Annotated in this window: 23 protein-coding genes; 14 read left to right on the top strand and 9 right to left on the bottom strand. The window is 68.0% G+C overall.

Going from position 1 to position 23,883, the window contains the following annotated elements:
- The first annotated feature begins 41 nt into the window (after positions 1-41).
- Genes MPARV_RS0111440 through MPARV_RS22735 form a run of 3 tightly spaced genes read left to right on the top strand, consistent with a single transcriptional unit; the run spans position 42 to position 3,516 of the window.
- Complete coding sequence (locus tag MPARV_RS0111440; protein WP_020378338.1) at positions 42-764, top strand: hypothetical protein; 723 nt, start codon at positions 42-44, stop codon at positions 762-764.
- Positions 761-2,854, top strand: a complete 2,094-nt coding sequence (ligA, locus tag MPARV_RS0111435; RefSeq protein ID WP_020378337.1) for an NAD-dependent DNA ligase LigA — start codon at positions 761-763, stop codon at positions 2,852-2,854. The genes MPARV_RS0111440 and ligA overlap by 4 nt, the downstream gene beginning before the upstream one ends.
- Positions 2,851-3,516 carry an HAD family hydrolase gene (locus MPARV_RS22735; RefSeq protein ID WP_012222698.1) on the top strand — a complete coding sequence of 222 codons (666 nt, stop codon included), beginning with the start codon at positions 2,851-2,853 and terminating at the stop codon, positions 3,514-3,516. The genes ligA and MPARV_RS22735 overlap by 4 nt, the downstream gene beginning before the upstream one ends.
- A gap of 13 nt (positions 3,517-3,529) precedes the next feature.
- Here the strand turns inward: MPARV_RS22735 and MPARV_RS0111425 are convergent, their stop codons facing one another.
- A complete protein-coding gene (locus tag MPARV_RS0111425) occupies positions 3,530-3,982 on the bottom strand; it encodes a hypothetical protein (protein ID WP_012222699.1) in 453 nt (150 codons plus the stop codon).
- A 66-nt stretch (positions 3,983-4,048) separates the two neighbouring features.
- Here MPARV_RS0111425 and MPARV_RS0111420 point away from each other — a divergent pair, with 66 nt between their 5' ends.
- A complete protein-coding gene (locus tag MPARV_RS0111420; RefSeq protein ID WP_020378336.1) occupies positions 4,049-6,133 on the top strand; it encodes a Stk1 family PASTA domain-containing Ser/Thr kinase in 2,085 nt (694 codons plus the stop codon).
- Between the two features lie 22 nt (positions 6,134-6,155).
- Here the strand turns inward: MPARV_RS0111420 and MPARV_RS0111415 are convergent, their stop codons facing one another.
- Positions 6,156-7,121: a glycosyltransferase family 2 protein gene (locus MPARV_RS0111415; RefSeq protein ID WP_012222703.1), complete on the bottom strand. Its 966-nt coding sequence runs from the start codon at positions 7,119-7,121 to the stop codon at positions 6,156-6,158.
- A gap of 47 nt (positions 7,122-7,168) precedes the next feature.
- The gene (locus tag MPARV_RS0111410; RefSeq protein ID WP_012222705.1) at positions 7,169-7,606 is read right to left on the bottom strand and encodes an SCP2 sterol-binding domain-containing protein; all 438 of its coding nucleotides are present in this window, start codon (positions 7,604-7,606) and stop codon (positions 7,169-7,171) included.
- Positions 7,607-7,754: 148 nt separating this feature from the next.
- On the opposite strand from MPARV_RS0111410, the gene MPARV_RS0111405 reads away from it, so the two are divergent.
- From MPARV_RS0111405 to MPARV_RS22730, 6 genes are all read left to right on the top strand, one after another.
- Positions 7,755-8,840, top strand: coding sequence for an HpcH/HpaI aldolase/citrate lyase family protein (locus tag MPARV_RS0111405; RefSeq protein WP_012222707.1), 1,086 nt, complete (start codon positions 7,755-7,757; stop codon positions 8,838-8,840).
- 23 nt (positions 8,841-8,863) lie between these two features.
- Complete coding sequence (locus MPARV_RS0111400; protein WP_031278324.1) at positions 8,864-9,730, top strand: HpcH/HpaI aldolase/citrate lyase family protein; 867 nt, start codon at positions 8,864-8,866, stop codon at positions 9,728-9,730.
- 362 nt (positions 9,731-10,092) lie between these two features.
- A complete protein-coding gene (gene gatC, locus MPARV_RS0111395) occupies positions 10,093-10,410 on the top strand; it encodes an Asp-tRNA(Asn)/Glu-tRNA(Gln) amidotransferase subunit GatC (protein ID WP_020378334.1) in 318 nt (105 codons plus the stop codon).
- A complete protein-coding gene (gene gatA, locus MPARV_RS0111390; RefSeq protein ID WP_020378333.1) occupies positions 10,407-11,873 on the top strand; it encodes an Asp-tRNA(Asn)/Glu-tRNA(Gln) amidotransferase subunit GatA in 1,467 nt (488 codons plus the stop codon). Before gatC ends, gatA begins: the two co-directional genes overlap by 4 nt.
- Complete coding sequence (gene gatB, locus MPARV_RS0111385) at positions 11,870-13,351, top strand: Asp-tRNA(Asn)/Glu-tRNA(Gln) amidotransferase subunit GatB (protein ID WP_020378332.1); 1,482 nt, start codon at positions 11,870-11,872, stop codon at positions 13,349-13,351. The genes gatA and gatB overlap by 4 nt, the downstream gene beginning before the upstream one ends.
- A 102-nt stretch (positions 13,352-13,453) precedes the next feature.
- The gene (locus tag MPARV_RS22730; protein ID WP_157789573.1) at positions 13,454-13,894 is read left to right on the top strand and encodes a pentapeptide repeat-containing protein; all 441 of its coding nucleotides are present in this window, start codon (positions 13,454-13,456) and stop codon (positions 13,892-13,894) included.
- A gap of 73 nt (positions 13,895-13,967) precedes the next feature.
- Here the strand turns inward: MPARV_RS22730 and MPARV_RS0111370 are convergent, their stop codons facing one another.
- Positions 13,968-14,411, bottom strand: coding sequence for a Fur family transcriptional regulator (locus MPARV_RS0111370; protein ID WP_020378330.1), 444 nt, complete (start codon positions 14,409-14,411; stop codon positions 13,968-13,970).
- Between the two features lie 178 nt (positions 14,412-14,589).
- On the opposite strand from MPARV_RS0111370, the gene MPARV_RS0111365 reads away from it, so the two are divergent.
- The 3 genes from MPARV_RS0111365 (at position 14,590) to MPARV_RS0111355 (ending at position 17,584) form a co-directional block, all read left to right on the top strand.
- Positions 14,590-14,877, top strand: a complete 288-nt coding sequence (locus MPARV_RS0111365) for a hypothetical protein (RefSeq protein WP_157789572.1) — start codon at positions 14,590-14,592, stop codon at positions 14,875-14,877.
- A gap of 99 nt (positions 14,878-14,976) precedes the next feature.
- A complete protein-coding gene (locus MPARV_RS0111360) occupies positions 14,977-16,398 on the top strand; it encodes a cystathionine beta-synthase (protein ID WP_020378328.1) in 1,422 nt (473 codons plus the stop codon).
- A complete protein-coding gene (locus MPARV_RS0111355; RefSeq protein ID WP_020378327.1) occupies positions 16,391-17,584 on the top strand; it encodes a cystathionine gamma-synthase in 1,194 nt (397 codons plus the stop codon). Before MPARV_RS0111360 ends, MPARV_RS0111355 begins: the two co-directional genes overlap by 8 nt.
- Before the next feature lie 25 nt (positions 17,585-17,609).
- Here MPARV_RS0111355 and MPARV_RS0111350 read toward each other — a convergent pair whose 3' ends face one another.
- Together MPARV_RS0111350 and MPARV_RS0111345 are read right to left on the bottom strand one after the other, a co-directional pair.
- The gene (locus MPARV_RS0111350; RefSeq protein ID WP_157789571.1) at positions 17,610-19,274 is read right to left on the bottom strand and encodes a bis-aminopropyl spermidine synthase family protein; all 1,665 of its coding nucleotides are present in this window, start codon (positions 19,272-19,274) and stop codon (positions 17,610-17,612) included.
- A complete protein-coding gene (locus MPARV_RS0111345; RefSeq protein ID WP_202948828.1) occupies positions 19,274-20,200 on the bottom strand; it encodes an MraY family glycosyltransferase in 927 nt (308 codons plus the stop codon). Before MPARV_RS0111345 ends, MPARV_RS0111350 begins: the two co-directional genes overlap by 1 nt.
- Before the next feature lie 123 nt (positions 20,201-20,323).
- On the opposite strand from MPARV_RS0111345, the gene MPARV_RS0111340 reads away from it, so the two are divergent.
- Positions 20,324-21,334: a PQQ-dependent sugar dehydrogenase gene (locus tag MPARV_RS0111340; RefSeq protein WP_157789570.1), complete on the top strand. Its 1,011-nt coding sequence runs from the start codon at positions 20,324-20,326 to the stop codon at positions 21,332-21,334.
- Positions 21,335-21,349: 15 nt separating this feature from the next.
- Here the strand turns inward: MPARV_RS0111340 and udk are convergent, their stop codons facing one another.
- From udk to MPARV_RS0111325, 3 genes are all read right to left on the bottom strand, one after another.
- Positions 21,350-21,997 carry a uridine kinase gene (gene udk, locus MPARV_RS0111335; RefSeq protein WP_012222732.1) on the bottom strand — a complete coding sequence of 216 codons (648 nt, stop codon included), beginning with the start codon at positions 21,995-21,997 and terminating at the stop codon, positions 21,350-21,352.
- A 40-nt stretch (positions 21,998-22,037) separates the two neighbouring features.
- On the bottom strand, positions 22,038-22,688 hold the full coding sequence (locus MPARV_RS0111330; RefSeq protein ID WP_020378322.1) for a hypothetical protein: 651 nt from the start codon (positions 22,686-22,688) through the stop codon (positions 22,038-22,040).
- A 130-nt stretch (positions 22,689-22,818) separates the two neighbouring features.
- Positions 22,819-23,745 carry a zinc ribbon domain-containing protein gene (locus MPARV_RS0111325; RefSeq protein ID WP_155852199.1) on the bottom strand — a complete coding sequence of 309 codons (927 nt, stop codon included), beginning with the start codon at positions 23,743-23,745 and terminating at the stop codon, positions 22,819-22,821.
- Positions 23,746-23,883: the final 138 nt, after the last annotated feature.

Raw genomic sequence — 23,883 nt, 5'->3', positions numbered from 1 at the left:
TCCCACCGCGCCCGCTAGCGTCGAAGTCGGAGGTTTAACCCGTGCCCCTACCCAGCGATGACACGTCACAGCCCGACGCCGCACCCGGGCCCGATCCGGCTCGTGGGCCCGATGACGGCGTCCAGTTTGACGATGTGGCCCCGCTCGACGAACCGATCACGCTTCCTCCCGAATCGGACCTTGACATTCGCCCGACCGGGGCGAAGCGCAGCGATCGGCCCAAGATCGAGATGCCGGTCGGCGAGGATGCGCCGTGGGAGCAGAGCGAGTTGGCCCCCGGTCAGCGTCGACGCAGGCTCTTGATTCTGGGCGCGGTGGTGCTGGTGTTCGTCCTGGGGGCCGTGCTGTGGGCGGTGGGGGTTGGCCACAGCATCGGTGGCAACTTCGAGGCCGCCAGCAACCGCGCCGACGAGGTAAACCTGCGTTCGGCGGCAGCCGAGGTACCGGCCGACGACTACGAACTCAGCATCGACCGCTGCGACACCGATGCCACGACCGGACGCGTGGGGGTGGGGGGCACCCTCATCCTGAAGCCGGGCGTTCGTGGGGGCACTTTTCAGGTGGTGGTTGGCTTTCTCGATGGGGAGGAGGACGTGACCACCGGCGAGGCGAGCGACGATGTGGCCCTCTCCAGGCCGGGCGACAGCGCGCCGATCGATGCGCTTGGTGACGCACTCCCGGGCCACCCCGATGCCGAGTGTCTGCCGTTGGGGGTCGTGCGGCTGGCCGGTCCCGTGTCCACATCCAGCACGGGGCCGTCGTGAGCGAGGAGACGCCGCCGCCCGAGGCGGCCGGCCGCCGGAACGGTGCCGACGACGGTGTGGATGTCCCGGCACCGGAACGGGTGGAGGAACTGCGTCGCACGCTGACCCGCTGGAATACCGAGTATTACGCCGGTGACCCCACCGTGTCCGACGCCGACTTCGACGCCGCCATGCGCGAACTCGCCGACCTGGAGGCCGCGCACCCTGAACTGGCCGCCGACGACAGTCCCACCAACGTGGTCGGTGCCACGAGCGCAAACGCAACCTTCGCCGAGGTCGGCCATGCAGTGCCGATGATGAGCATCGACAACGCCATGTCGATCGACGAACTGCGCGGCTGGGCTGATCGCGTTCGGCGCCGCCTCGACTCGGCAGGTGTCACGTCGCCGGTGCATTACAGCTGTGAGCTGAAAATCGACGGCCTGGCCATGTCGCTTCGCTATGAGAACGGCCGGTTCGTTCGGGCCGCCACCCGGGGCAACGGCAGGGTGGGGGAGGATGTCACCGCCAACGTCGCCACCATCTCGGAAATCCCCCACGATCTGGGCGGGGACGCTCCCGAGGTGCTGGAGGTTCGGGGCGAGGTGTACCTGCCCGTGGCCGTGTTCAACCTGCTCAACGAGGCGAGGGATGCCGCAGGCGAACCCCGCTACGCCAACCCTCGAAACACCGCCGCCGGATCGTTGCGTCAAAAGGACGCCACGATCACCCGCACCCGTCACCTCAGCTTCTGGTGTTACCAGCTGGGCGAGTTGGTGGGCGCCGAACACCCGCCCGGGCACGCCGCCGTACTCGGGTGGTTGGGGTCGTTTGGTTTCCCCGTCAATCCCAACACCGCCACCTTCGACTCGCTCGACGGGGTCATCGACTTCGTCGAGCACTGGGTGGAACATCGCCACGACCTCGATTACGAGATCGACGGTGTGGTGATCAAGGTCGACGAGTTGGCCGCACAACGGGCCCTGGGCGCCACCTCGAAAGCGCCGCGATGGGCGATCGCCTACAAACTTCCGCCCGAGGAGCGCACCACCCGCCTTCACGACATTCAGGTGTCGATCGGCCGAACCGGCGCCGCCACGCCCTTTGCGGTGCTCGAGCCCGTGCTGGTGGCGGGCTCCACCGTGAGCATGGCCACCCTGCACAATTCCGATCAGGTGGCGGCCAAGGACGTCCGGCCGGGCGACCTGGTGATCGTACGCAAAGCCGGCGATGTGATTCCTGAGGTGGTGGCCCCGGTGCTGGCAGAACGGCCCGTCGGCACACGGCCATGGGTGTTTCCCACGCTCTGCCCGTGTCCGCTTGGCAGCACCCTGGTGCGTCCGGAGGGGGAGGCGAAGCATCGCTGCGTCAATGCCGAGTGCCCGTTCCAACGGCTGGCCCGCCTGGCGTACTTTGCCTCGCGAGGAGCCCTCGACATCGATGGGCTGGGTGAGCGGCAGCTCCAACGGTTCATCGACCTTGGCCTACTGTCCGACGTGGCGGACATCTATTCGCTGGACTTCGAGGCGATTGCAGGGCTGGACGGCTATCAGCAACGCTCGGTGGACAACCTGGCCGCCTCGATCGAGGCGTCCAAGGATCGGCCCCTGGAACGCCTGCTGGTGGGTCTCAACATCGTGCACCTGGGGCCCGCCGGTGCCGAACTGCTGGCCCGCCGCTCTGAGAACCTGGACGCCATCGTGGCGGCCGAGGAAGGCGAGCTGGCCGCCATCGATGGCATCGGGCCCGTTATCGCCGCCTCGGTGGCAGGGTTTTTTGCCGTTGAGGACAATCGCGACCTCGTCGAACGCCTGCGGGTCGCCGGCCTGAACTTTGAGGGCACGGGCGAAGCGACGCTGCCCCAGACGTTGGCCGGTAGATCGGTGGTGGTCACCGGCACGCTCGAGGGCTTCAACCGGGAGGAGGCCGCAGCGGCCATCAAGGAGCGCGGCGGCAAGTCCCCGGGGTCGGTGTCCAAAAAGACCACGGCGGTGGTGGTGGGGGAGGACCCCGGCGCCTCCAAGCTGACCAAGGCCCACGACCTTGGGGTACCCATCTTGGATGAGCCGGCGTTCGTTGCGTTTCTCGCAACGGGTGAGTTGCCCGAATGACCCCCGAGGCCGTGCTCTTTGACTACGGCGGGGTGTTCACCGAGTCGCCTTTTGCGGCGGCCCGGCGGGCCTTCGAACGCTTGGGTATCGACCCGGTTCAGGGTCACGAGTGGATCTTTGGCTCCTATGAGGTGGACACGGCCCATCCGTGGCACCGACTGGAGCGCGGCGAGACCTCGGCCCAGGCCGCGCGGGACGAGATCATGGCCACCGCGGCTGCCGCCGGTGTTGAGCTGGACCCCTGGGTGGTGCTCGCCGAGTTGGCGGGTGGCGAAACCCGCGCCTGGATGACCGATGTGCTGGTGGCGGTGCACGCAGCCGGGGTGACGACCGCCATCGTGACCAACAACCTTGTCGAGTTCGCCGATCACTGGAAGGCGGGTCTGCCCATGGACGCCGTCGACGTCATCGTCGATTCGTCCGCCGAGGGGGTGCGTAAGCCCAATCCCGCCATCTACCGGCTGGCACTCCAGCGGGTTGGCGTCAAGGACCCGCAGTCAGCGGTGTTCGTGGACGATGCGCCGTCCAACGTTGCCGCCGCACGGGCGCTGGGCCTCATCGGGCTCGACGTGCCCCACGACATCATCGGGGCACGTGCGTGCGCCGTCACGTTGTGTGGGCTGCTCGGTCTGGAACCACCGCCCTCCTTGAGTGACGGGTGAGCAGTAGGGCGGCTCAGGCGGCGGAGAAGCACCAGGTGACGTTGCGGCCGCTGGTGGGTTCGGCGTTCACCTTCCACACGTTGGCCGCAACGCAGTTCCGGCCGGTCTCGAAGCGTTCGACCAGGCCGTCGGGCCGTGGGGTGTAGGTGATCACACCGGTTTCGGCGTTGATCACCAAACCATCGCGAACCAGCTTGCCCGTACCCTCGGCGAACTCGATGGGGTCGGAAATCGTGACCCCGTCGATCGTGAGGTTGGCCGTGTAACCATCGGCGACGTCGATGCCGACGGTCGCCTGACGCAGGATGGTGCCACCGCTCACCGGGATCAGCCGGTCGACCTCGTCGGGCAGGCTTTGGCTGGCAGCGTCCGAGCCGGTGGTGGCCGTGTTCGCAACCCAGACGAGACCGACGAGGGCCGCCACGATGGCGAGAATGGCGATCTTGGGTCCGTATGGCCTCAGCATGGTTGTCAGTCTCCCACGGGCACGGGCGCTCACCGCCGTCGCGTGGCCCGGTAGCATTCTCACCTGATGGCGCCCAGACGGCCGGAAACCCTCAGAGGTCGTGAGATCGCCGGCCAATTTCGGCTTGAGCGATTCTTGGGTCGCGGGCGCTCAACGCTGGTGTACACCGCCGAGGACCTCACCAGCGGCGACGAGGTGGCCATCAAGTTGTTGGCCAGCTCACTGACCCGAAATGTCGGGTTCATGCGTCGTTTCCGCCACGTGATGCGTTCCGCCTGCTCCTTTGACCATCCAAACGTGGTGCGGGTGATTGCCTGGGGTGAGGAACGCGAGCTGTTCGTCGTGACCGAGCCCGCCGTCGGTCCGCTTCGGGCACTGATGCTGCCCGGCAAGGGTCTGTCGCAAGGGCAGACTGCGGCGTTGGCCGTGGACGTCTCTCGTGGCCTTGCCTATCTGGCGCAGCGCAACCTGGTCCACCGGCGACTCCATCCGTCCAACCTGTTGATCGCCTCCGACGGCAGGGTGATGGTGTCCGACGCAGCCCTGGCGTGGATCCTGGCGCACGAGTCTGGTCATCAGTTCTCCGACTTTCGTTATCTGGCTCCCGAGGCGGGGAGCGGAACAACCGGTCCACCCACCGATGTGTATGCCCTGGGCATGATCATGGCTGAGGCCCTCACCGGCGATATTCCGCTGCTGGCCGGGGACGTCAACGCCACGCTGGGCCTGCGCCACGAAACCGACCTCACTCTTGACGGAAGGTGGGGGCGGATCGGCCGGGCGGTCGGGGCGACCGGCCGTGCGGACCCCGAGCGCCGGGTGCCCGCCGGACAGCTGGACGTCGGCCTGATGGCTTTGATCGCACAGATGGATCGCAGCGAGGTCGAGCTTCCCCGCATGGACCCAACCGCTCGCAGCGATGAGCTGGAATCCATGCGCCTGACGCTTCGTGATCGGCTGCCGACGGTGGCGGCACAGACCGCAGCAACGCCCGGAACCTCGGTCGGCCTGGCGGCCGGGGCCACGACTCCAAGTCGAGCAAACGACGACCACCGCGCTGCGGCCGCCGACCAGGCCAAACCGACCGACCCGCCCAAGCCGCCACCGGCCCCGCGCCGGCAGCCGGCCGCTGCGCTGCGTTCGTCCGTGCCTGCCGAGCAACCGCCTTCCGAGCAACCGCCTGCCGAGCAACCGCCTGCCGAGCAACCGCCCGATGATCCGGCCGCCGGTGTCGAGTCGAACCCGTTGACCCCAGAGGAACTGGCGGTTCGGCGCAACTGGGTGATCGGGCTGATCGTCGCATTGGTGGTGGTGTTGGCGCTCCTCGTTGGCGTCCAACGCTTTGTGCTGTCCTCGGCCGCCGAGGTGCCGCAGGTGGTGGGCGCCACCGTGGACGAGGTTCGAGCCCAGGCCGCCGACGGTCGTTGGCGGCTGAACACCACCGAGGTGCGGCGGGACAACACCAAGACCGGCGAGGTGCTGACCCAGGATCCGGCGGCCGGCACCAAACTGCGGGCGGGCGAGTCTCTCGATGTCACCGTGTCGCTTGGACCAACCCTGGTTGCGCTTCCCGAGTTGGAGGGCCTGAGCCAGAAGGACGCCGAGAACATCATCACGTTCGCCGGAATGAAGCTGGGTGACGTGGAGAGCGACTACAACGCCGACGCGAAACCGGGCACGGTGATGTCGATCTCGGCGGAATTCGCCGAGGGAACGAAGCTGTCCAAGGGCAGCACCGTCAACCTGGTGGTCTCCGACGGGGCCAAACCCCGCCAGATCCCCAAGGAACTGGTGGGGAAGAACGCGTTGAGCGTGGTGGCCGAACTGGAAAAGGCACAACTGAAGCCGGTGGTGGAACCGGTGCAGGAACCCTCGGTGGCGCTCAACTATGTGGTGTCGGTCGAGCCACCCGAGGGTTCACAGGTGACCATCGGTGATGAGGTGAAGGTTCGGGTGTCGGCAGCTCGCGAGAACGTCGCCGTGCCCAACGTGGTCGGCAGGACCGCGGCCGAGGCCGACGCCGAGGTGCGCGCGGTGGGATTGACCGTGCTTGGCATCGAAGGGCCTGCAGGCGGCACGGTGGAGCGCACCGACCCGGAGGTGGGCGCCGAGGTCCCCCAGGGCACCTCGATCCGTCTCGTCACCCGGTAAGCGGTTGTTTCAGGCCGTTGTTTCAGGCCGTGGTGTCGGGCGGTGGTGTCGGGCGGCCGAACAGAAACCCCAGGCCCCAGGCCCAGTGCATCACCGCCAGCGCGGCGGGCACCCTGACCCGACTCTTCATCGACGTGCTGCGTCCGGCGTTGAGGCCTCCGACGGTGACTGCGACGGCGTAGCCGGCGGCCGGCACCAACCAACGGACATCCTCGGCCCAGAGTGCGAACGCCGCTGTGGCGGTCACGCCCAGCACCATGACCGGCGCCACCAGTTGGCGCAGCTTGGTGGAGCGCGGGTGCCGGCGAAGCATCTCTCGCTTCCAGGTGCCGTACTGGCGGTACTGGGATGCGAGAGCGCCGAACGAGGGCCGAGGCCGATAGGTGACCACCATCGACGGCACGAACCAGACCGTTCCGCCGGTATCGCGGATGCGCCAGTTCAGCTCGTAGTCCTGGTTTCGCAGCAGCGTCTCGTCGAAGCCTCCCACCCGCTCCAAACCGCTTCGGCGAAACACCCCCAGATACACCGTGTCCGAGGGCCCTTCGGCGCCGCCGTAATGAAATCGCGAGTTGCCGACTCCGAGGCGTGACGACATGGCTACGGCGACGGCCTCCTGCGTACCCGGCCCGCCGACGGCCGACTGGACGCCACCCACCACGTCGGCGTTGGTTCGATCCAGAGCCTCGAGGGCGAGAGAGGTGTAGTCGGGGGGAAGGGTGCAGTGGCCGTCCACCCGAACCACAAACTCTTCGTCGGTGGCGGCGATGGCGCGGTTCAGCCCGTGGCTCACCCAGCCTTCCGGGTTGCTGACCACGGCGATCTGTGGATCGGTGGCGGCCAGCGCCTGCGCCACCACCCAGGTGTCGTCGTCGGAGGGAGCGACGGCGATGGCCAGCGGGCCGGCACCGCCCACCTGGGCGCGAATCGATTCGACGGTGGCCGCCAGGTCGGCCTCCTCATTGCGCACGGCAAGAACGAACGCCACCCTCCCGTCCCACCGGTGGCGATCGTTCAGAGCGTCGGCGATCTTGCTCAGGCGCCTTCTGCCGGTTGGATCTCCTCCGTCATGGCGGAGATCGCTTCGGCCAACTTCTGGGCGGATGGGTCGATCGGACCGGCCTGCATGGCCATCAGCTTGGTCATGTCGCCCTGCACCTTGATCTTGCCTGCCATGAACGCCTGCATCCCCGCCTGGGGGTTGCCGTCGACCAGGATGGCTTTGGCGGTTGCGTAGTCAAGGGTGACGGTCAGGTCGGGGTTCTCCAGTTCACCCAGGCCCATCTTCATCTCGCCGTCCGAGGTGTCCATGAAGGCTTTGACATCGCCGTCGGACACGTCGGCCGGCACGTCGGTGACCACCTGGTTCATGCGAACGACGTGAGCTGGAGGCGGCACCTCATCGCCGAGGTCCTCGCGCAACTGGGTGGCCGCAGCCACCCATTCGGGTGTTAGGAACTTGTGCTTCTCCACGTGGATACTCTCCCCTTCATGTACCGATCCGGCGCCGGTTTCCGGTCGGCAAACCTAGCATCGAGGGCGGTTTCCCGGTGAGGATTCGTTACTCGGTAGGGTGTTCGCGCCCGCTGACGGGCACCGGCACGACCCCCAGGAGGTCTCGATGCAACCCCCCAAGGATTTCTTCCGCCCGCTCGCTCTCGGCGCCCCGATGCCAGTCCGCGAGGTGCCCGCCCGGCCTTCTCGCATGATTCACTTCTTCGATCCGTCCAACGAGAAGATGGCCGCCAAGGTGCCCGACATCGCCAAGAAGGCCGATGTGGTGCTCGGCAACCTTGAGGACGCCATTTCGGCCGACAAGAAGGAGGCCGCCCGCGAGGGTCTGGTGTCGATCGCGCAGGCGACCGACTTCGGTGAGACCCAGCTGTGGACCCGCATCAACAGCCTTGACTCGCCCTGGTGCCTGCCCGATCTCATCCGTCTGGTGCCGGCGATCGGCCACAAGCTTGACGTGATCATGGTGCCCAAGGTGGAGGGCGCCGAGGACATCCATTACATCGACCGGTTGCTTGCCCAACTCGAGGCGCAGGCCGGCCTGGAGCGGCCGATCCTGGTGCACGCGCTGCTGGAGACGGCCCGAGGCGTGGCCAACGTTGAAGAGATCTGCGGCGCCAGCCCCCGCATGCAGGGCCTGTCGCTTGGCCCGGCCGACCTTGCCGCCGACCGCCGTATGAAGACCACCCGCGTGGGCGGCGGCCACCCCGGCTATGTCGTGCGCGCCGACCCCAACCCCGACGATGCCGAGGCACCCCGCACCACCTTTCAACAGGACCTGTGGCACTACACGATGGCCCGCATGGTGGACGCGTGCGCCACGTACGGCATTTTCCCGTATTGGGGCCCTTTTGGAGACATCCGCGACACCGTGGCGTGTGAGGACCAGTTCCGCAACGCCTATCTGATGGGCTGCGTTGGCGCCTGGTCGTTGCACCCGGTGCAGATCGACATCGCCAAGAAGGTGTTCTCCCCCGAGCCCTCCGAGGTGGCCTGGGCCCGCAACGTCATCCACCAGATGGGCGACGGCACCGGCGCGGTGATGATCGACGGCAAGATGCAGGATGACGCCACCGTCAAGCAGTGCAAGGTGGTCGTGGAGTTGGCCGAGGCGCTCAGCGCAAGCGACCCCGACCTGGCTGCGGCCTACCAGGCAGCGACCGACGCGGTCTTGGGCGCGGGGTCCGGCCAGTGAGCGGCGCAACCAACACCGAAGCTCTGCGCCCCCGACGTTCGGTGCTGTACATGCCCGGCGCCAACACGCGTGCGCTCGAGAAGGCCAAGGGGCTGTCCGCCGACTCGCTGATCCTCGACCTGGAGGATGCCGTGGCGCCCGATGCCAAGGCCGAGGCCCGTGACAACGTCGTGGCCGCCCTGACCTCCGGCGAGTACGGCAACCGCGAGCTGACCATCCGGGTGAACGGGCTGGACACCGACTGGCACGCCGACGACCTGGCGGCCGCTGCGGCTGCCGGGCCCGCCGCCGTCGTGGTGCCCAAGGTGAACTCGCCCGCCGATGTGGCGGCCATCGAGGCCGGGCTCCAGGCGGGCGGGGCGCCCGAACACACCAAGATCTGGGCCATGGTCGAGACGCCCCAGGCGATGCTCGACTGCGCCAACATCGCCGCCGCGTCCGAGCGCCTCACCGTGCTGGTGATGGGCACCAACGACCTGGCCAAGGAACTGCATGCTGCACATGTCCCCGGCCGCCAACCACTGCTGACCGGGTTGGGCCTGTGCCTGCTGGGTGCGCGGGCCGCCGGAAAGGTCATTCTCGACGGTGTGTACAACGACGTGCGCGACCCCGAGGGCTTCGAGGCCGAATGCCGCCAAGGTGCCCAGATGGGCTTCGACGGCAAGACGTTGATTCACCCGGGGCAACTCGATGCCGCCAATGCCGTGTTCGCTCCGGCCGACGCCGAGGTGGAGTCGTCCCGCGAGATCATCGCGGCGTTTGAGGCGGCTCAGCGTGAGGGCAAGGGCGTGGTCACGGTCAACGGCCGAATGATCGAAAACCTGCACGTTGAGAACGCCCGGCGCGTGCTCGCCATGGCCGACGCCATCGCCACTTCTGCGGGCGAGTAGCACTCCAGCTTCCGTAGGGCCAGTACCCCGCAGCCGGCCACGCAGCTTCCGCCCGGGCGACCGGTTCCCGAAGTTCCCCCGTTTTGCATCCCCTGGCGCACGATAGGGGGGAACCTCGCGTGGCTCGGCGCCAATGACCGATCGCCAGGAGCCGGCCGGGGGCTTCGAGAGCCGATGGAACGACGGTCCCCCTTTCGGTGATGGTCGATCGTGGTTTTCTCGGGTATTCCCGTCATGGCCTCGGCCCTCGGTACCATCGCAGGCCGGTCGGCGCTCGCCTCCAGCTTGGCGGCCGCTGCAGAAGCCCCACGCCCTCACCCCCCACCCGATGTTGCGGTATTCGCAACAAGGAGCCCCGCCCTGTGACCACCAATGACGGATCACCCCCGATCAGCGCCGATGATGTGGCGAAGGTGGCCGCGTTGGCCCGCCTCGAGCTGACCCGGGCCGAACTGGAAACCTTCACCGGGCAATTGGCCGACATCCTCGATCATGCAGCCGACCTGTCGATGATCGACCTGGACGGCATCGAGCCGTTGGGCACGCCGCTGGCACTCGAGAACGTGTTGCGGGCCGACGTGCCGGGGAAGACCCTGGACCGCGACGAGGTGCTGGCGTCCGCCCCGGCGGCCGAGGCCGGCAAGTTCAAGGTCACGTCGATCCTGGGAGACGGCGTATGAGCGCCCGCACCGCCATTGAAATCGCCGCCGCCGTTCGCTCGGGCGAACGCTCCGCGCTGGAGGTGGTCGACGAGTCCCTCGGCGCCATCGACACGGCCAACCCGGGGCTCAACGCCTTCTTGGTGATTACCGCTGACGAAGCCCGTGCCGTTGCCGAGTCGGTCGATGCGCAGGTGGCGGCCGGGGAGGATCCCGGCCCGCTCGCCGGCGTGCCCATCGCGCTGAAGGACAACCTGGTGACCCGTGGCGTCGCCACCAGTTGTGCCAGCCGCATCCTGGCCGGTTGGGTGCCGCCCTACGACGCCACCGTCGTTCAGCGCCTGCGCGCCGCCGGCGCGATCAGCGTGGGCAAGACCAACCTGGACGAGTTCGCCATGGGCTCCTCCACCGAGAACTCGGCGTTCGGACCCACCCGTAACCCCCACGACCCCGAGCGGGTGCCCGGCGGGTCCTCAGGTGGCTCGGCGGCGGCGGTGGCCTCGGGCATGGTGCCGCTGGCGCTCGGCTCGGACACGGGCGGCTCGATCCGTCAGCCCGCCTCGTTGTGTGGCGTGGTCGGCGTGAAGTCGACCTACGGCACCGTGTCCCGTCTCGGGTTGGTGGCCTACGGCTCGTCACTCGACCAGATCGGCCCGTTCGCCACCACCGTCGCCGATGCGGCGCTGCTGCTGGAGGTCATCGGTGGGCACGACCCCGGCGACTCCACGTCGCTCAACCTGCCGGCCCCGGACGTGAGCGCTCACCTGGATGACGGCGTGGACGGTCTGAGGATCGGCGTCATCTCCGAGTTGATGGGCGAGGGCATCGCCCCCGAGGTCGCCGCCCGCGTGCGCGCCGCCGCCGAGGTGATGGCGGCGGCCGGCGCCACCGTGGAGGAGGTGTCGATCCCATCGATCTCGGCTTCCCTCTCGGCGTACTACATGGTTGCCACCGCGGAAGCGTCCTCCAACCTGTCGCGTTACGACGGCGTGCGCTACGGCAACCGTGTGGAGGCAGCCAACGTGACGGACATGATGACCGCCACCCGCACCCAGGGGTTTGGCGACGAGGTGAAGCGGCGCATCATGTTGGGCACCTACGCCCTGTCGGCCGGCTATTACGACGCGTTCTACGCCACCGCCCAGAAGGTGCGCACCAAGCTGCGGGCCGACTTTGACGCGGTGTACGGGAACCACGATCTGTTGTTGTGCCCCACGTCGCCGACCCCGGCCTGGCGCCTTGGCGAGAAGACCGACGACCCACTCACGATGTACCTGAGCGATATCTGCACGATTCCCGCCAACCTGGCCGGACACCCCGCTGCGTCAATCCCATTCGGCACCGATGGCGCAGGGTTGCCCATCGGTGCGCAGTTGCTGGGCCCGACGCTGGGGGAGGCCACGATGTTCCGGGCCGCGGCGGTGCTGGAACACAGCGCTCGGGAAGACGTGGCAAACGACTCGCACAACGGAGGCAGGCAATGAACGACTCTGCGACGGCCCTCAGCATTCCGGCGCCGACGAGCACCACGGTCGATCTCGCCAAGTGGGAGATCGTCATCGGCCTCGAGGTGCACGCCGAGCTGTCGACGGCCACCAAGCTGTTCAGCTCCGCACCGCAGTTGTTCGGCGCCGAGCCCAACACCAACATCGACCCGCTCACACTCGGTCTGCCCGGCAGCCTGCCCGTGCTCAACGAGCAGGCGGTGGAGCTGGCCATCCGGGTGGGTCTGGCGCTCAACTGCACCGTGCAGCGCTCGGTGTTCGCACGTAAGAACTACTTTTACCCCGACCTGCCCAAGGATTATCAGATCAGTCAGTTCGATCTGCCGATCGATATCGACGGCTGGTTGGAGTTGCCCAGCGGCAAGCACGTCGGCATCGAACGCGCGCACTTGGAGGAGGACACCGGCAAGTCCACCCACGCAGGCGACACCGGCCGCCTGCAGGGCGCCTCGTCCTCGCTGATCGACTACAACCGGGCCGGGGTGCCCCTGCTGGAGATCGTCAGCCGCCCCGATATCCGCGACGCCGACCAGGCTCGGGCCTACGTGTCGGAGCTTCGCTCGATCCTGGTGGCCGTCGGAGCCTCGGACGGCAAGATGGAGGAAGGCTCGATGCGGGTGGACTGCAACGTGTCGGTCCGTCCCCAGGGCTCCGAGACACTTGGTACCCGCTGCGAGATCAAGAACGTCAACTCGCTGCGTTCGCTAGGCCGGGCGGTCGATTACGAGGCCGCCCGCCAGGTGGACCTGATCGAGGGCGGTGGCACGGTGCGCCAGGAGACCCGCCACTGGAACGAGAACGACGGTCGCACCCACACCCTCCGGGTGAAGGAGGAGGCCGACGATTATCGATATTTTGCCGACCCCGACCTGGTGCCGTGCGACCCGGGCGAGGAGTGGATCGAGCGGGTTCGGGCCGCGCTGCCCGCCCTCCCCGCCGCCCGCCGTGTCCGCCTGGCCGAGGCCGTCACTTCGGCAGGAGGCCCGACCGGCTCCCCGGAGGGGATCGCGATCGTCGTCGACCGCAGTCTGGACGCGTTGGTGCTCGCGGCGATCGAGGCCGGTGCCAACGCAGCCAGAGCGCTGACCCACGCCGAGCACAACCTTTCCGACGAGCGTTCGGCCGAGCTGGACCCGGCTGCGTTTGCCAAGCTGGTCAACCTGGAGGTTGACGGAAAGCTGTCGGCCACGCAGGCCAAGACGGTGCTGGCCTCGCTGGTTGCCGAAGGCGGCGATCCCGCCGACATCGCTGCGGCCGCCGGGTTCGAGGCGATGGACACCTCGGAGCTGGAGGGCCTTGTCGACACGCTGATCGAAGACCATCCAACCGAATGGGGGCGGTTCTGCGAGGGCGACGGCAAGGTCACCGGGTTCTTCGTCGGTCAGGTGATGCGTGCCACCAAGGGCCAGGCCGACGGCAAGGTCGTCACCCAACTCCTCAACGCCCGAAAGGGCTGACGCCCGGACCCACCACGACTACATGGCGCGGCGCAGCGAGCTGCTGGTGTCGCTCGTCGTCGCTCGACCTAGTCGTTACGGCTCCGGATTATGGTTTCGGTCGTGGTGCCGGACACGGAAACGCTGATGCGACGGGCACGAGCTTCGGCCTTGGCCATACTTGCGCTGCTACTCGCGGTTGGCGTTGCCATGACCTTGGCCGGTACTTCGGGGTCGGTCCTACGCGAGCTTGGGCTGGCAGTGGTCGGCGGTGGGGTCGTCGGCGGTGCGATCGTTGTTGTCGAGGCAATGCTGGTCGCCGCGACCTCGGAACGGGAATCCCGGGCAGCCCTGATGCAGCAGATCTCTACCACGCTTGAGCTGACCGGGATTGACCTGCGCGGTCAGAGGTTTGCGGGGATCTACCTGCCGTCGCGGACGCTGGTGGCTGCCAACCTCCGAGGCATCGTTCTGGATGATGCTCAACTGTACTTCTCGAATCTTCGACACGCTGATCTCTCGAACGCCTCAGGCCCGAGGGGTTCGAAGTTCCTGAGAGCGTGATCGTGAGCTACCCGGATATCGCCGGCATGAACCTGGCGGACTATCTCGCTCAGCGAGAATCGGTTCCCAGGATCTAACCGGTCTCGCCGGCCGACCGGCAGGCCTCGCAGCGTCCGGTGAGGGCGAAGTGCAGGTCGTCGATCTCGAAGCCATGAGCGATGAGCAGATCGTTCCTGAGACGGTCGACCACCCCGTGGTCAAGCCCAAACACCCGTCCGCACTCGCTGCACTGAACATGGCCATGGTGGTGTTCGGCCAGGTGGTAGACGGCGGGGCCGTGACCCAGGTGGACGTGTTGTACCAGTCCCAGGTCGCTCAGGGTTCGCAACGTTCGGTAGACGGTGGCCAGGTGGAGTTCCGGGTGGTCGCCTTGGAGGCGCTCGGCGAGCTCTTCGGCACTGATGTGAGCCTTGGGATCGTCGGCCAACTGGGCCAGTACCAGCCGCCGCGCCGACGTCACGCGCCCGCCGCGCCGACGCAGGTCGTCCAGTAACTCCTCGAGTCGGTCACGAGACATTTGGGCAGCTTAGAGTTGAACGCAGCCAGCTCGGCCGCCGCGACGTCGTGTCGGTGGCTCTGCGAGTGGGCGTTGCGACTTGGGTCGGGTGCGGCCTGACCAATCGTCGTTTCATACAGCGTTTCCGTGAGGTAGCGTGACGATGTACATCGTTCGAGGGGTTGGAGTCGCTGCCGTGATGATCAGACGGAGTGTCTTGGTTGGTGCCGTGCTGATTGCGGCGGTGTCCGCTCTCTTGGCTTTCAGTCCCCTGGGGGAAGTGACCTCCGACGCGTTTGAGAAGGTCAGCGTGACCCGTACGTCCGACGACGGCAAGACCGAGGTGGCGGGATCGAAGATGAACGTGTCGGGAGCCTCGAGCAAGGACATCGATCGGTCGCTGGTCGGCGTGGTCACCCTCCTGGCGATCTTCCTCGGCCTGGCGGCCTTGATGGCCGGCATCATCATGGTGAGCATGCGCTTCTGATCAACTGGGCGGACGCTCGGGTGGGAGCGTCGGGTCGAAGGTGACAGGCTGGCGTTGACGCCGGCCACTCGACGGACCGGCCGGAGCGAGGGACCTCAGATGACCACAGGCGAGCCAACCGACCTGCCGACGGGAATCGCGCCCTCGGTGCTGGAGTTGATCGGCAACACACCGCTGGTTCGCCTCAAGCGCCTGTCGGAGGAGGAGGGCATCACCGCCACGTTGGCGATGAAGATGGAGACGACCAATCCCGGCGGATCATCGAAGGATCGCCCCGCTTTGCAGATGATTCTCGACGCTGAAGCCTCCGGCGATCTGTTGCCCGGGGGCACCATCGTGGAGCCCACCAGCGGCAACACCGGCGTCGGGCTGGCGATCGTGGCGGCGCAGCGTGGCTACCAGTGCATCTTTGTGATGACCGACAAGGTGGCACCGGAGAAGGTGGACCTGCTGCGGGCCTACGGTGCCGAGGTGGTCGTGTGCCCGGTGGCGGTCCCACCGGACGATCCGGAGAGCTATTACTCGGTCGCCGAGCGACTCGTGTCCGAGACCCCCAACGCGTACCGACCCAACCAATACGCCAACCCCTCCAACCCGGCAGCGCACGTGGCCACCACCGGGCCCGAGTTGTGGCAACAGACCGATGGCCGTCTCACCCACTTCATCGCAGGCGCAGGCACCTGCGGCACCCTGACCGGCGTCGCCCGCTACCTGAAGGAACAGGACCCGGGTGTTCGGATCATCGCCGCCGATCCCGAGGGTTCGGTGTACTCCGGTGGCTCCGGTCGGCCCTACCTGGTGGAAGGCGTGGGAGAGGACTTCTTCCCTGACGCCTGGCAGGAGAACCTCTACGACGACATCATCGCCGTGTCCGATGCCGAAAGCTTCTCGATGGCCCGCCGCGTGGCCCGCACCGAGGGCATCCTGGTGGGGGGATCAGGCGGCATGGTGGTGGCCGCAGCCATCAAGGTTGCCAAGGCGGCCGGACCCGACGATGTGGTGGTGGTACTCAACCCCGATTCGGGCCGCGGCTACCTGTCGAAGGTGTTCAACGATGACTGGATGGCGAACTTCGGTTTCACCACATCGGGCGGTCGCACCCTGGCGGACGCGTTGGAGCAGGCCGGTGGCATGCAGGACTTGCTGTACGTCAACCCCGACGACACCGTTCGCCACGCCATCGACCTGATGCGCACCAACGGTGTGAGCCAGTTGCCGGTGTGCAAGAACACGCCACCGTTTGCCGAGGCCGAGGTGATGGGGGCGGTCGACGAGCTGGTGTTGATGCGGGCGGCCGCCGACGACCGGGCAACGCTGGACCTTCCGGTGGAGGAGGTGCTGGGCCCACGCCTGCCCACCATCGGCATCGGCCAGGAGGTCGGCCTGGCGATCGAGGCGCTGCGCACCGCCACGGCGCTGCTGGTGCTCGGTGGCGGACGTCCGTGTTGTGTGCTGACCCGCAGCGATGTGCTGGGGTTCTTGGAACTTGGAGACAATTCAGGAGGAGTTGAGGGTGACTGAGAACCGCGATCCCAACGACACATCGAACGGTGCTGCGGCGTCGTCTCACGGGTTCGCCACCCGGGCCATCCACGCAGGACAGCCGCCCGACCCCGTCACCGGCGCCGTCGTGACTCCGATCAGCCTGGCAACCACGTTCGCCCAGCCCGAGGTGGGCCACCTCCCCGGTGGGTTCGAATACGGGCGCACCGGCAACCCCACCCGTGCCGCCTACGAGGCCTGCCTCGCCGACCTGGAGGGCGGCACCGATGCGGTGGCGTTCGCATCGGGCCTGTCCGCCGAGGACGCCCTACTGCGGCTTGTGCCCACCGGGTCACGCGTGGTGCTGGGTGACGACGCCTACGGCGGCACCTTTCGGCTGATCTCCGCGGTGCACGGAGCCGAGGGCCGGGACCACACCGCGTTCGACCTGACCAATCCTGCCAAGCTGGAGGCCAATTGGCCCGACGACGCCACGATGGTGTGGCTGGAAACGCCCACCAACCCGCTGCTGACCTGCCTGGACATCACGGCCATCGCCGAGGTGGCTCACCGCCACGATGCCCTGCTGGTGGTCGACAACACCTTCGCCACGCCCGCCCTGCAGCGCCCGCTCGAGCTGGGCGCCGACGCGGTGGTGCACTCGGCCACCAAGTACCTCGGCGGTCACTCCGACGTGGTCGGGGGCATCGTCGCCACCTCCGACGACGAACTGGCCCAACGGCTGCGCTATCTGCAGAACGCCGTTGGCGCCGTACCGTCGCCCTTCGACTGCTACCTGGTGCTGCGAGGCCTGAAGACGCTGGAGGTTCGGATGGAGCGGCACTGTGCCAACGCCGCAGCGGTTGCCGAGGCGCTGAGCGCTCACCCCAGGGTGGGACGCGTGCTGTACCCCGGGTTGGAGGCGCATGCCACCCACGGCGTTGCGGCTCGGCAAATGTCGGGGTTTGGCGGCATGGTGAGCTTCGAGTGCGTCGCCGGTGAGGCGGCCGCGCTGGAGGTGGTCACCCACACCGAGCTGTTCACGCTGGCCGAGTCCCTGGGTGCCGTCGAGAGCCTGATCGAACACCCGGGTCGCATGACGCACGCGTCAGCCGCCGGGTCGCCGTTGGAGGTCCCGGCCTCGTTGGTGCGCTGCTCGGTGGGTATCGAGGATGCCGCCGACCTGGTGGCAGACCTGACCTCCGCCCTCGACCGTCTCGGGTGACACCGGGAGATCGGGAGCGGGCCGCCTAACCCGGGACCGGGTCGGCGAGCAGCGCCGCGATGGCGTCTAGTGGCAGATCGATGAGCGAGTCGCCAGGGCGTACCTCGATACCCAGCGACGCCAGGTGATCGCTTGACGCCACCCGTGCCTGACGGCGGGTGAGGCGTGCCTCGGGGTCGGGTGTTCGGGTCAACCATTCGGCGATGACGTTTCGAGGGTTGGCGTGACCTCGTCCCACCAGCGGCGGCAGCTGCGGCCGGTCGGCGGACGCGTCGTCTGCCAGAGCGGCTGGTGGCGTTGGGGCACCGTCAATGCGGCGTGCGACGAGCAGGTCGGCGCCGTCGGTGGCGCGGTCGGCGGGGGTGAGCCGCCAGTGAGCCCGCAGGTGCGCCTCCACCCAGCCCCGTCCGTCAACGTCGCTGCGGGGGGCTGGATCGGGGCTGCGGTCGTGCGAGTCCACGTCGCACACCAGCACCGCAGCCTCGGATTGCAGGGCGAGCAGCACCCGGGGCAGCCAACCGCCGGGATCGCCTCGAAGGTCGACCACCGGCACCGCACCCACCTGCAGCTTCGGGGCCTGCTCGCCGCCGAGCAGGCGGCGCACACCGATCGCCTGAGCGGAGCCGGCTGCACCCGTGGTGGCCGAATCCGCGCGTGCCAGGTCATTGGCCACCTTGTTGGCGATGTCCGCCGGTTGTGCATCGGGTTCGGTTGCCGAACGGGCTGCGGCGGGCCCCTGGGTGTAGAGGTTGTGGGCGGCCTCGGTGTGGTTGCCGTCGCGCCCGGTGGGTGCCAGCAGGTAGAGATCGGCACGGCCGCCGATGGCCTCGGCGCCGTCGTAGGTCACCGCACCGGGCCACATGGCGCACAGGGCCAGGTCGGCCCGCAACATCTCACGCTGCACCTGCCAGCCCAAGGTGGCCCTTGTCTCGCCGAACCCGTAGCTCACCGCGATTTTGGATTGCGGACCCGCCAGCGCGGCGGAGGCGACCGCCAGGAACGCCGCCATTCCGGCCGGCGTGTAGGGCGGATCGGTCACGACCAGGTCGGCCCACCCGGTGAGGGAGGCGGGAAGGCCCACCCGCACGTCGCACCAGCGACGGGTTGGTGACGCTGTCGAAAGTCTGGCGGCGCCGACAGCGGCCAGCACGGCGTCGTCGACGTCGAGGGCCGCCACGGCGCCAACCCTGCCGTCGGCTGCCAGCGCCAACGCATCCAGGTCGCGGGCGCCCAGGACCAACACGTTGGCGCCTCGCAGATCGAGTTGCCGATCGATCAGGTCCAGCCTCGCTGCCACCCCGTCGTGGGTGGCCGGACGGTGGTCCAACTCGCGGCGGGGTCGTGGCAACGACCGCGCCCAGCCCTCAAGTCGGGTCCGAACCTCGGGTTCAAGGAATCGACCCGCTGGTTGGGGTTGTTCCAGACCCCAGGTGCCGATGACCTCAGATCGCAGTGGGTCGTTCAGCGACCAGGTTTCGGCGTCCACGTCGAGGCCGGGTGTGTCGCCTGCCCGCCAGCCGTTCAACAGCGCCTCGATGCCGCGGCGGGACACTCCGCCGGCGCTGACCAGTTCCCCAACGGTTGCAGGCCGTTGAGTCAGGAGCTCAACCGCCGGACGAAGCGCCCGGGACGCCAACCCGGCAGGTGCCTGCGGGGGCACGGGGGTGGTGGCGGGCGTCGTCTCGTGCATCACAGGTCTCCAGCGCCGGATGGCGTAGTGGCGGGTGTGGCAGTGGTCGGTGTCGGGCGACGACCCCATTGGTCGAGGTGGCGCAGCCCGGGCGTGTCGGCGATCACCTTGGTGAAGCTCACCCGCTCGCTGGCCAGCGTTGCGGCGGTCACGGCGCCGAGTGCGACGCGGCGCCCACGAGGCGACCAGCGACGCACGGCGCCCACGGCCAGCACTGCGCCCAGCGCATTGGCCCCGGTGTCGCCCAGCATGGCGCGCTCCGCCAGATCGTCGGGCAGCAGTGATGCGGCGGTGCCCGACACCGCAGCCGCCTCAAGGGCCACCTGACGGGTGGTGAGCGAGGATACGCCGGCGGCCAACATCGCCACCTTGAGCGCTCGGCCAGGACGAAGGTCGAACAGGTTCATCAGGTTGGCCGACCCTGCGATGAAGGCACCATCCAACGACATCTGTAGCCAACCGGTTTTGGTGGCGACGCGGTCGTTCGCAACGGCGACGGCTGCTGCGAGACCCGAGGCGCCGATGGCGGCGATCTTGAGGGACCCCGTGGTGACGTCGCCGCGCAACAGGGCCTTGAGGTGGCCGCGCAGACCCTTGGTGTTGGTCGCTCCCAGCAGGTCGTCGAGGCCGCCCGCCATGCCGGAGCCGGTGGTAGCGATCAGGGCGGGCAACACCGAATCGCCCTGGGGGCCGCTGATGAGCCGACCTGATGCGAGCCCGGCGACGAGCCCGCCGACGGCGGCAGGGCCCTCCAACAACGTGACCGTCTCGCCGCGGTGGTTGGTGCGCTCCCAGCGCGAGGCACCGCCCGGAATCAGGCCGGGAAGGCGCGCCATCAGGCGCGACGCAGTCGCCGCGGCAACGTATCCCGCCGTGGGCATCGCGGCGGTCCCGCGAATCGATGGAGGTCGGGTGGCATCACTCACCGAGCCACCGTATCCGCGCCCTCTCCCGACGCTCGACCCCGGAGGCCGAGGCGGCCCGGTAGGTTGCATGAGCGGCCAGCCGGCGCCCGGCCGGGTGCGCGGCCAAGTGAGGAGGAGCCGACGTTGCGGGATCGAGCACGGCAGCGGTCACCTGACATCCGTCGTTCCGTCCGACGTCCGGGCCGATGGTGGCTACTCGGGGCGCTACTGGTGGTCGGCGGCTGTGCGTCCGACAGCGTCAAGGCCGGCCCGGCCAACGAGACGACCCCCGAGGTCGTCGATGCTCCGGTCACCGAGGTGGCCCGCTTTTCGGCACCGTCGGCCACCGCGCTGGCAGTTCGGCCGGACGGCACCTTGCTGGTCGGTGAGCGGCTCACCGGCAGGATCTTCAGCGCCGACCCGGACTCCGCCACGACCTCGAACCTGGCAACGGTGAAGGACCTGGATACGGGAATGACCCAGGGAGGACTGCTCGGCCTGGCGCTCACCTCCGAGGGAGGCATCCTGGTCTCCTACACGTCCTCCGACGGACACATCGTGATCGACCAGACGGACGCCTCGGCGCGCAACTTCACTCGTCGTTGGGATGGTCCGAAGACCGCAGAGCGGGCCAACGGCGGCCGTCTGGCGGTGCTTGGAGGCGATACTCACGATCAGAACACCCTGATCATCGGCATCGGTGACCTCCTCGATCCGGCCAAAACCCCTCGGCCGGACACGGCCAACGGCAAGCTGCTTCGCATCGACGAGGAAGGTGGTGCCGGTCCGTGGGCTTCGGGCTTCAACAACCCGTTTGCGCTTGGAAGCGACGAAACCAACACCATCTGGGTCGCCGACAACTCACCGGGCGAGCAGCCCGAGCGCCTGCTCCGGGTCACCGCCGCCCGCGCCGAGGTGGTGGCTTCGTGGGTCGACACCCGCGTGCCTTCGGGTTTGGCGGTGACCGATGACGGGGCCCTGGCCATCTGCTACTACCAAACCGGTGACCTCATGCTGGTCGATCCAGACGACCCTCAGGGCGGCACCGGGCCCCGCGTGGCCGACGATTGTCGCTACGGGGTGGTTTCGTTGGGTGATGGCCGCCTCGCCTACAGCACGGAGCGAGAGGTCGTCGTCGTCGATACGGACGGTTGATCGGCCAGGGTGAGTTCAGCCGGACGCCCCCGTGGTCGACATGGCAACCCGTTCGCGAATGAGGGCCAGCAGCATGGCGGTCGCCGGGGTGTTGTGGCCGCCGTGGGGGATCACCACGTCGGCGAAGCGGCGCGTGGGTTCGACAAAGCTCACGTGGCTGGGGCGAACCGTGGTGAGGTACTGCTCCACCACCATCTCGATGGTGCGGCCGCGCTCGGCCACATCGCGCTCCAGCCGGCGGATGAACCGCAGGTCGTCGTCCACGTCGAGGTAGACCGCCAGGTCGATCAGTTCCCGAAGGGCCGGATCGTGTAACACCAGGATGCCGTCGATCACCACCACTGCGCCCGGCTCGGCCCGTTCGGTCTCCTTCGACCTGGTGTGGGTGGTGAAGTCATACACCGGCACGTCCACCGCACGGCCGGATCGCAGGCTGGTGAGGTGCGCAAACACCAGCGGCCACTCGAAGGCGTCCGGTACGTCGTAGTTCACCTTGGCCCGCTCCGACATCGGCCGCCCGGCCTGATCGAAGTAGTAGCTGTCCACGGTGATCATCGTGACGTCGGTGATCCCCTCGGCGGCGAGAATCGAGCGGGTGACCGTGGTCTTTCCCGATCCCGAACCGCCGGCGATGCCGATCACGTATGGCGCCGCTGGTGTCACGGACCGCAGGCTAGCGACACTCCGCAACGGGCCAGATGCCTCATCCGCCGTCGTCGAAGCGCCTGGGCCTGGGGGAGACGACGTACTGCTCCAGTCTGACCCGCATGCCGTGCTGGCTCATCGCTGGAATGATCAGGCTGTTGGCGTCGCCCGGGGCGGCCAGTGCGGGTTCGGGATCCTGACCAACCGCAATGGCCTGGATGGCGTCGTAGAACTGGCCGGTGGAGTTGGTGTTGAACCTGCGGGCGAGCCACGTAAACCGTTGCCGCAACCGGCTCCGGAAGAGTGGCATCGGGTCGGCGTACTCGCTGTAGTAGCGCACGGCCGAAACCGCGTGTTTGCGCAGCGCCGCATCTCTGCCGTCGGCCGGCTCTTTGCGCTTGGCCAACCTGCCGTGTTCGGTTCCGGGCTCCATCAGCTCGATGTAGAACGAGTAGCGAATCCGAAACTGCACCAGGATGTCGTTGCCCAAGGTCAGGTGCTCGTCCTCGTTCAGGCCGCTCCGACGATGGACCAGGTAAAAGCGGCGCAGGCCGCGAGCATGCCAGGCGCCAACCCGCTCGGCTGGGAGGATCGCGTCGTATCCGCCGTGGTTGTGCTCGGCGACAAGCACCGTTCCAGGGGGTGGCGAGGGGTAGTTTTTGGCCTTGCCGCGATGATCATGCGGGCCGTTGACCAGGGGGACGGGCACGGGGGCCTCCTTGGTGCGATGGGGGCGGCCAGCGATGAAACTACCGTATTCAAGGAGTACGTGACAGCCATTTTTCACACGGCCGACGCGCTCGCTGCTCCCCAGCAAGGCAATCCGGCTCTGCGGCTGTTCAGGTCCGAGTTCGCCCGGCGGCGGGCGCGAGTGCCACCAGGAGGACCCCAACCGCCATGCTGACCCCCGCCGGTACGTAGACCTGGCGCAACTCCTGGCCGGTGGTGAGCCCACCGAGCAGGTCCAGGCCGACGGCCACCCACAGCAGTTGCACCACGCCGAACATGGTCACCACCAAGCCGGTGGCAAGGAGGCCCACCCGCATGGCCTGGCGGCTGCGAGCCATCCACGCCGCAAGGATCACCAGGGCTCCGAACGCCGCCAGCAGCGACATGGCGCGCAGCGGAATCGTCCACGCCAACTGGCTGTGGGTCGATGACCACACAACCCAGGACAATCTCGTGGGCGTGATGATCGCCAGGAACTCCAGAGCAGAACGGCCCAGCAACTCGCCTTGATCGACGACCACGTAGATCAAGGCGCTGATCGGCAGCCACAACGAGACGAGACCGGCGAGGATCCGTGCCCAGCGCCCCGACCTGACGGGTGTTCGCTCCGCCGGGGCCGAGGATGCCCTGGGGTTGGGACTGGACCAGATCGTGCTTGGGGCGGGTGCCGGGAGCGGCCGTGGTGCGCTTCGGGGTGGATCGGGCGCCGCCAGGTCATGGACGGCGGTCGCGGCGCCTCCATCGGGCTGATCCCAGGCCGATGCTCCTGCCGGGCGAGGGGCCGCCACGCCGGGGTTGACCTGCGTCGAAGGCCCATCAGCGTTCGTGACCACCGGGACGGCCTCGGTACCGGTCAGGTCGTCATCGGCCCGGGGGGCACCCACGGCCGGTGTGTTCACGGCGGGTACGGCTTCGGTTCGCAGCGATTCCGTCGTCGCCGGACCGGCTCCGGAACGGACGTCCGCAAGTGATGCCCCGCAGCCGGTGCAGAACCTGGCGTCGTCGAGTGTGTCGGTGAAACAGTTGGGGCAGATCACGTGTTGGTGGTGTCGCCTGAGCGTCTTGGGGTGTGTGTTTGTGCGTTGGCAGGCGTCGGTCATCGTCGTTGGTCGGAGTGTCGCCGCCCCCGACAAGTTACCTCAGCGGTCGGTGGTCGCTGAGGTACCCGGCCGCCG

This window comes from Candidatus Microthrix parvicella Bio17-1 (assembly GCF_000299415.1).
GTDB classification, from domain to species: Bacteria; Actinomycetota; Acidimicrobiia; order Acidimicrobiales; family Microtrichaceae; genus Microthrix; species Microthrix parvicella.
This window is presented reverse-complemented; position numbering and strand designations above follow the sequence as displayed.

What these genes read in the sequence shown, in the direction of transcription:
- MPARV_RS0111425 (WP_012222699.1), bottom strand. Translation starts at nt 3,982, where the DNA reads ATGCTGAGGCCATACGGACCCAAGATCGCCATTCTCGCCATCGTGGCG.
- MPARV_RS0111405 (WP_012222707.1), top strand. Translation starts at nt 7,755, where the DNA reads ATGCAACCCCCCAAGGATTTCTTCCGCCCGCTCGCTCTCGGCGCCCCG.
- gatA (WP_020378333.1), top strand. Translation starts at nt 10,407, where the DNA reads ATGAGCGCCCGCACCGCCATTGAAATCGCCGCCGCCGTTCGCTCGGGC.
- MPARV_RS0111365 (WP_157789572.1), top strand. Translation starts at nt 14,590, where the DNA reads ATGATCAGACGGAGTGTCTTGGTTGGTGCCGTGCTGATTGCGGCGGTG.
- MPARV_RS0111420 (WP_020378336.1), top strand. Translation starts at nt 4,049, where the DNA reads ATGGCGCCCAGACGGCCGGAAACCCTCAGAGGTCGTGAGATCGCCGGC.
- MPARV_RS0111370 (WP_020378330.1), bottom strand. Translation starts at nt 14,411, where the DNA reads ATGTCTCGTGACCGACTCGAGGAGTTACTGGACGACCTGCGTCGGCGC.
- MPARV_RS0111360 (WP_020378328.1), top strand. Translation starts at nt 14,977, where the DNA reads ATGACCACAGGCGAGCCAACCGACCTGCCGACGGGAATCGCGCCCTCG.
- gatB (WP_020378332.1), top strand. Translation starts at nt 11,870, where the DNA reads ATGAACGACTCTGCGACGGCCCTCAGCATTCCGGCGCCGACGAGCACC.
- MPARV_RS22735 (WP_012222698.1), top strand. Translation starts at nt 2,851, where the DNA reads ATGACCCCCGAGGCCGTGCTCTTTGACTACGGCGGGGTGTTCACCGAG.
- MPARV_RS0111350 (WP_157789571.1), bottom strand. Translation starts at nt 19,274, where the DNA reads ATGCACGAGACGACGCCCGCCACCACCCCCGTGCCCCCGCAGGCACCT.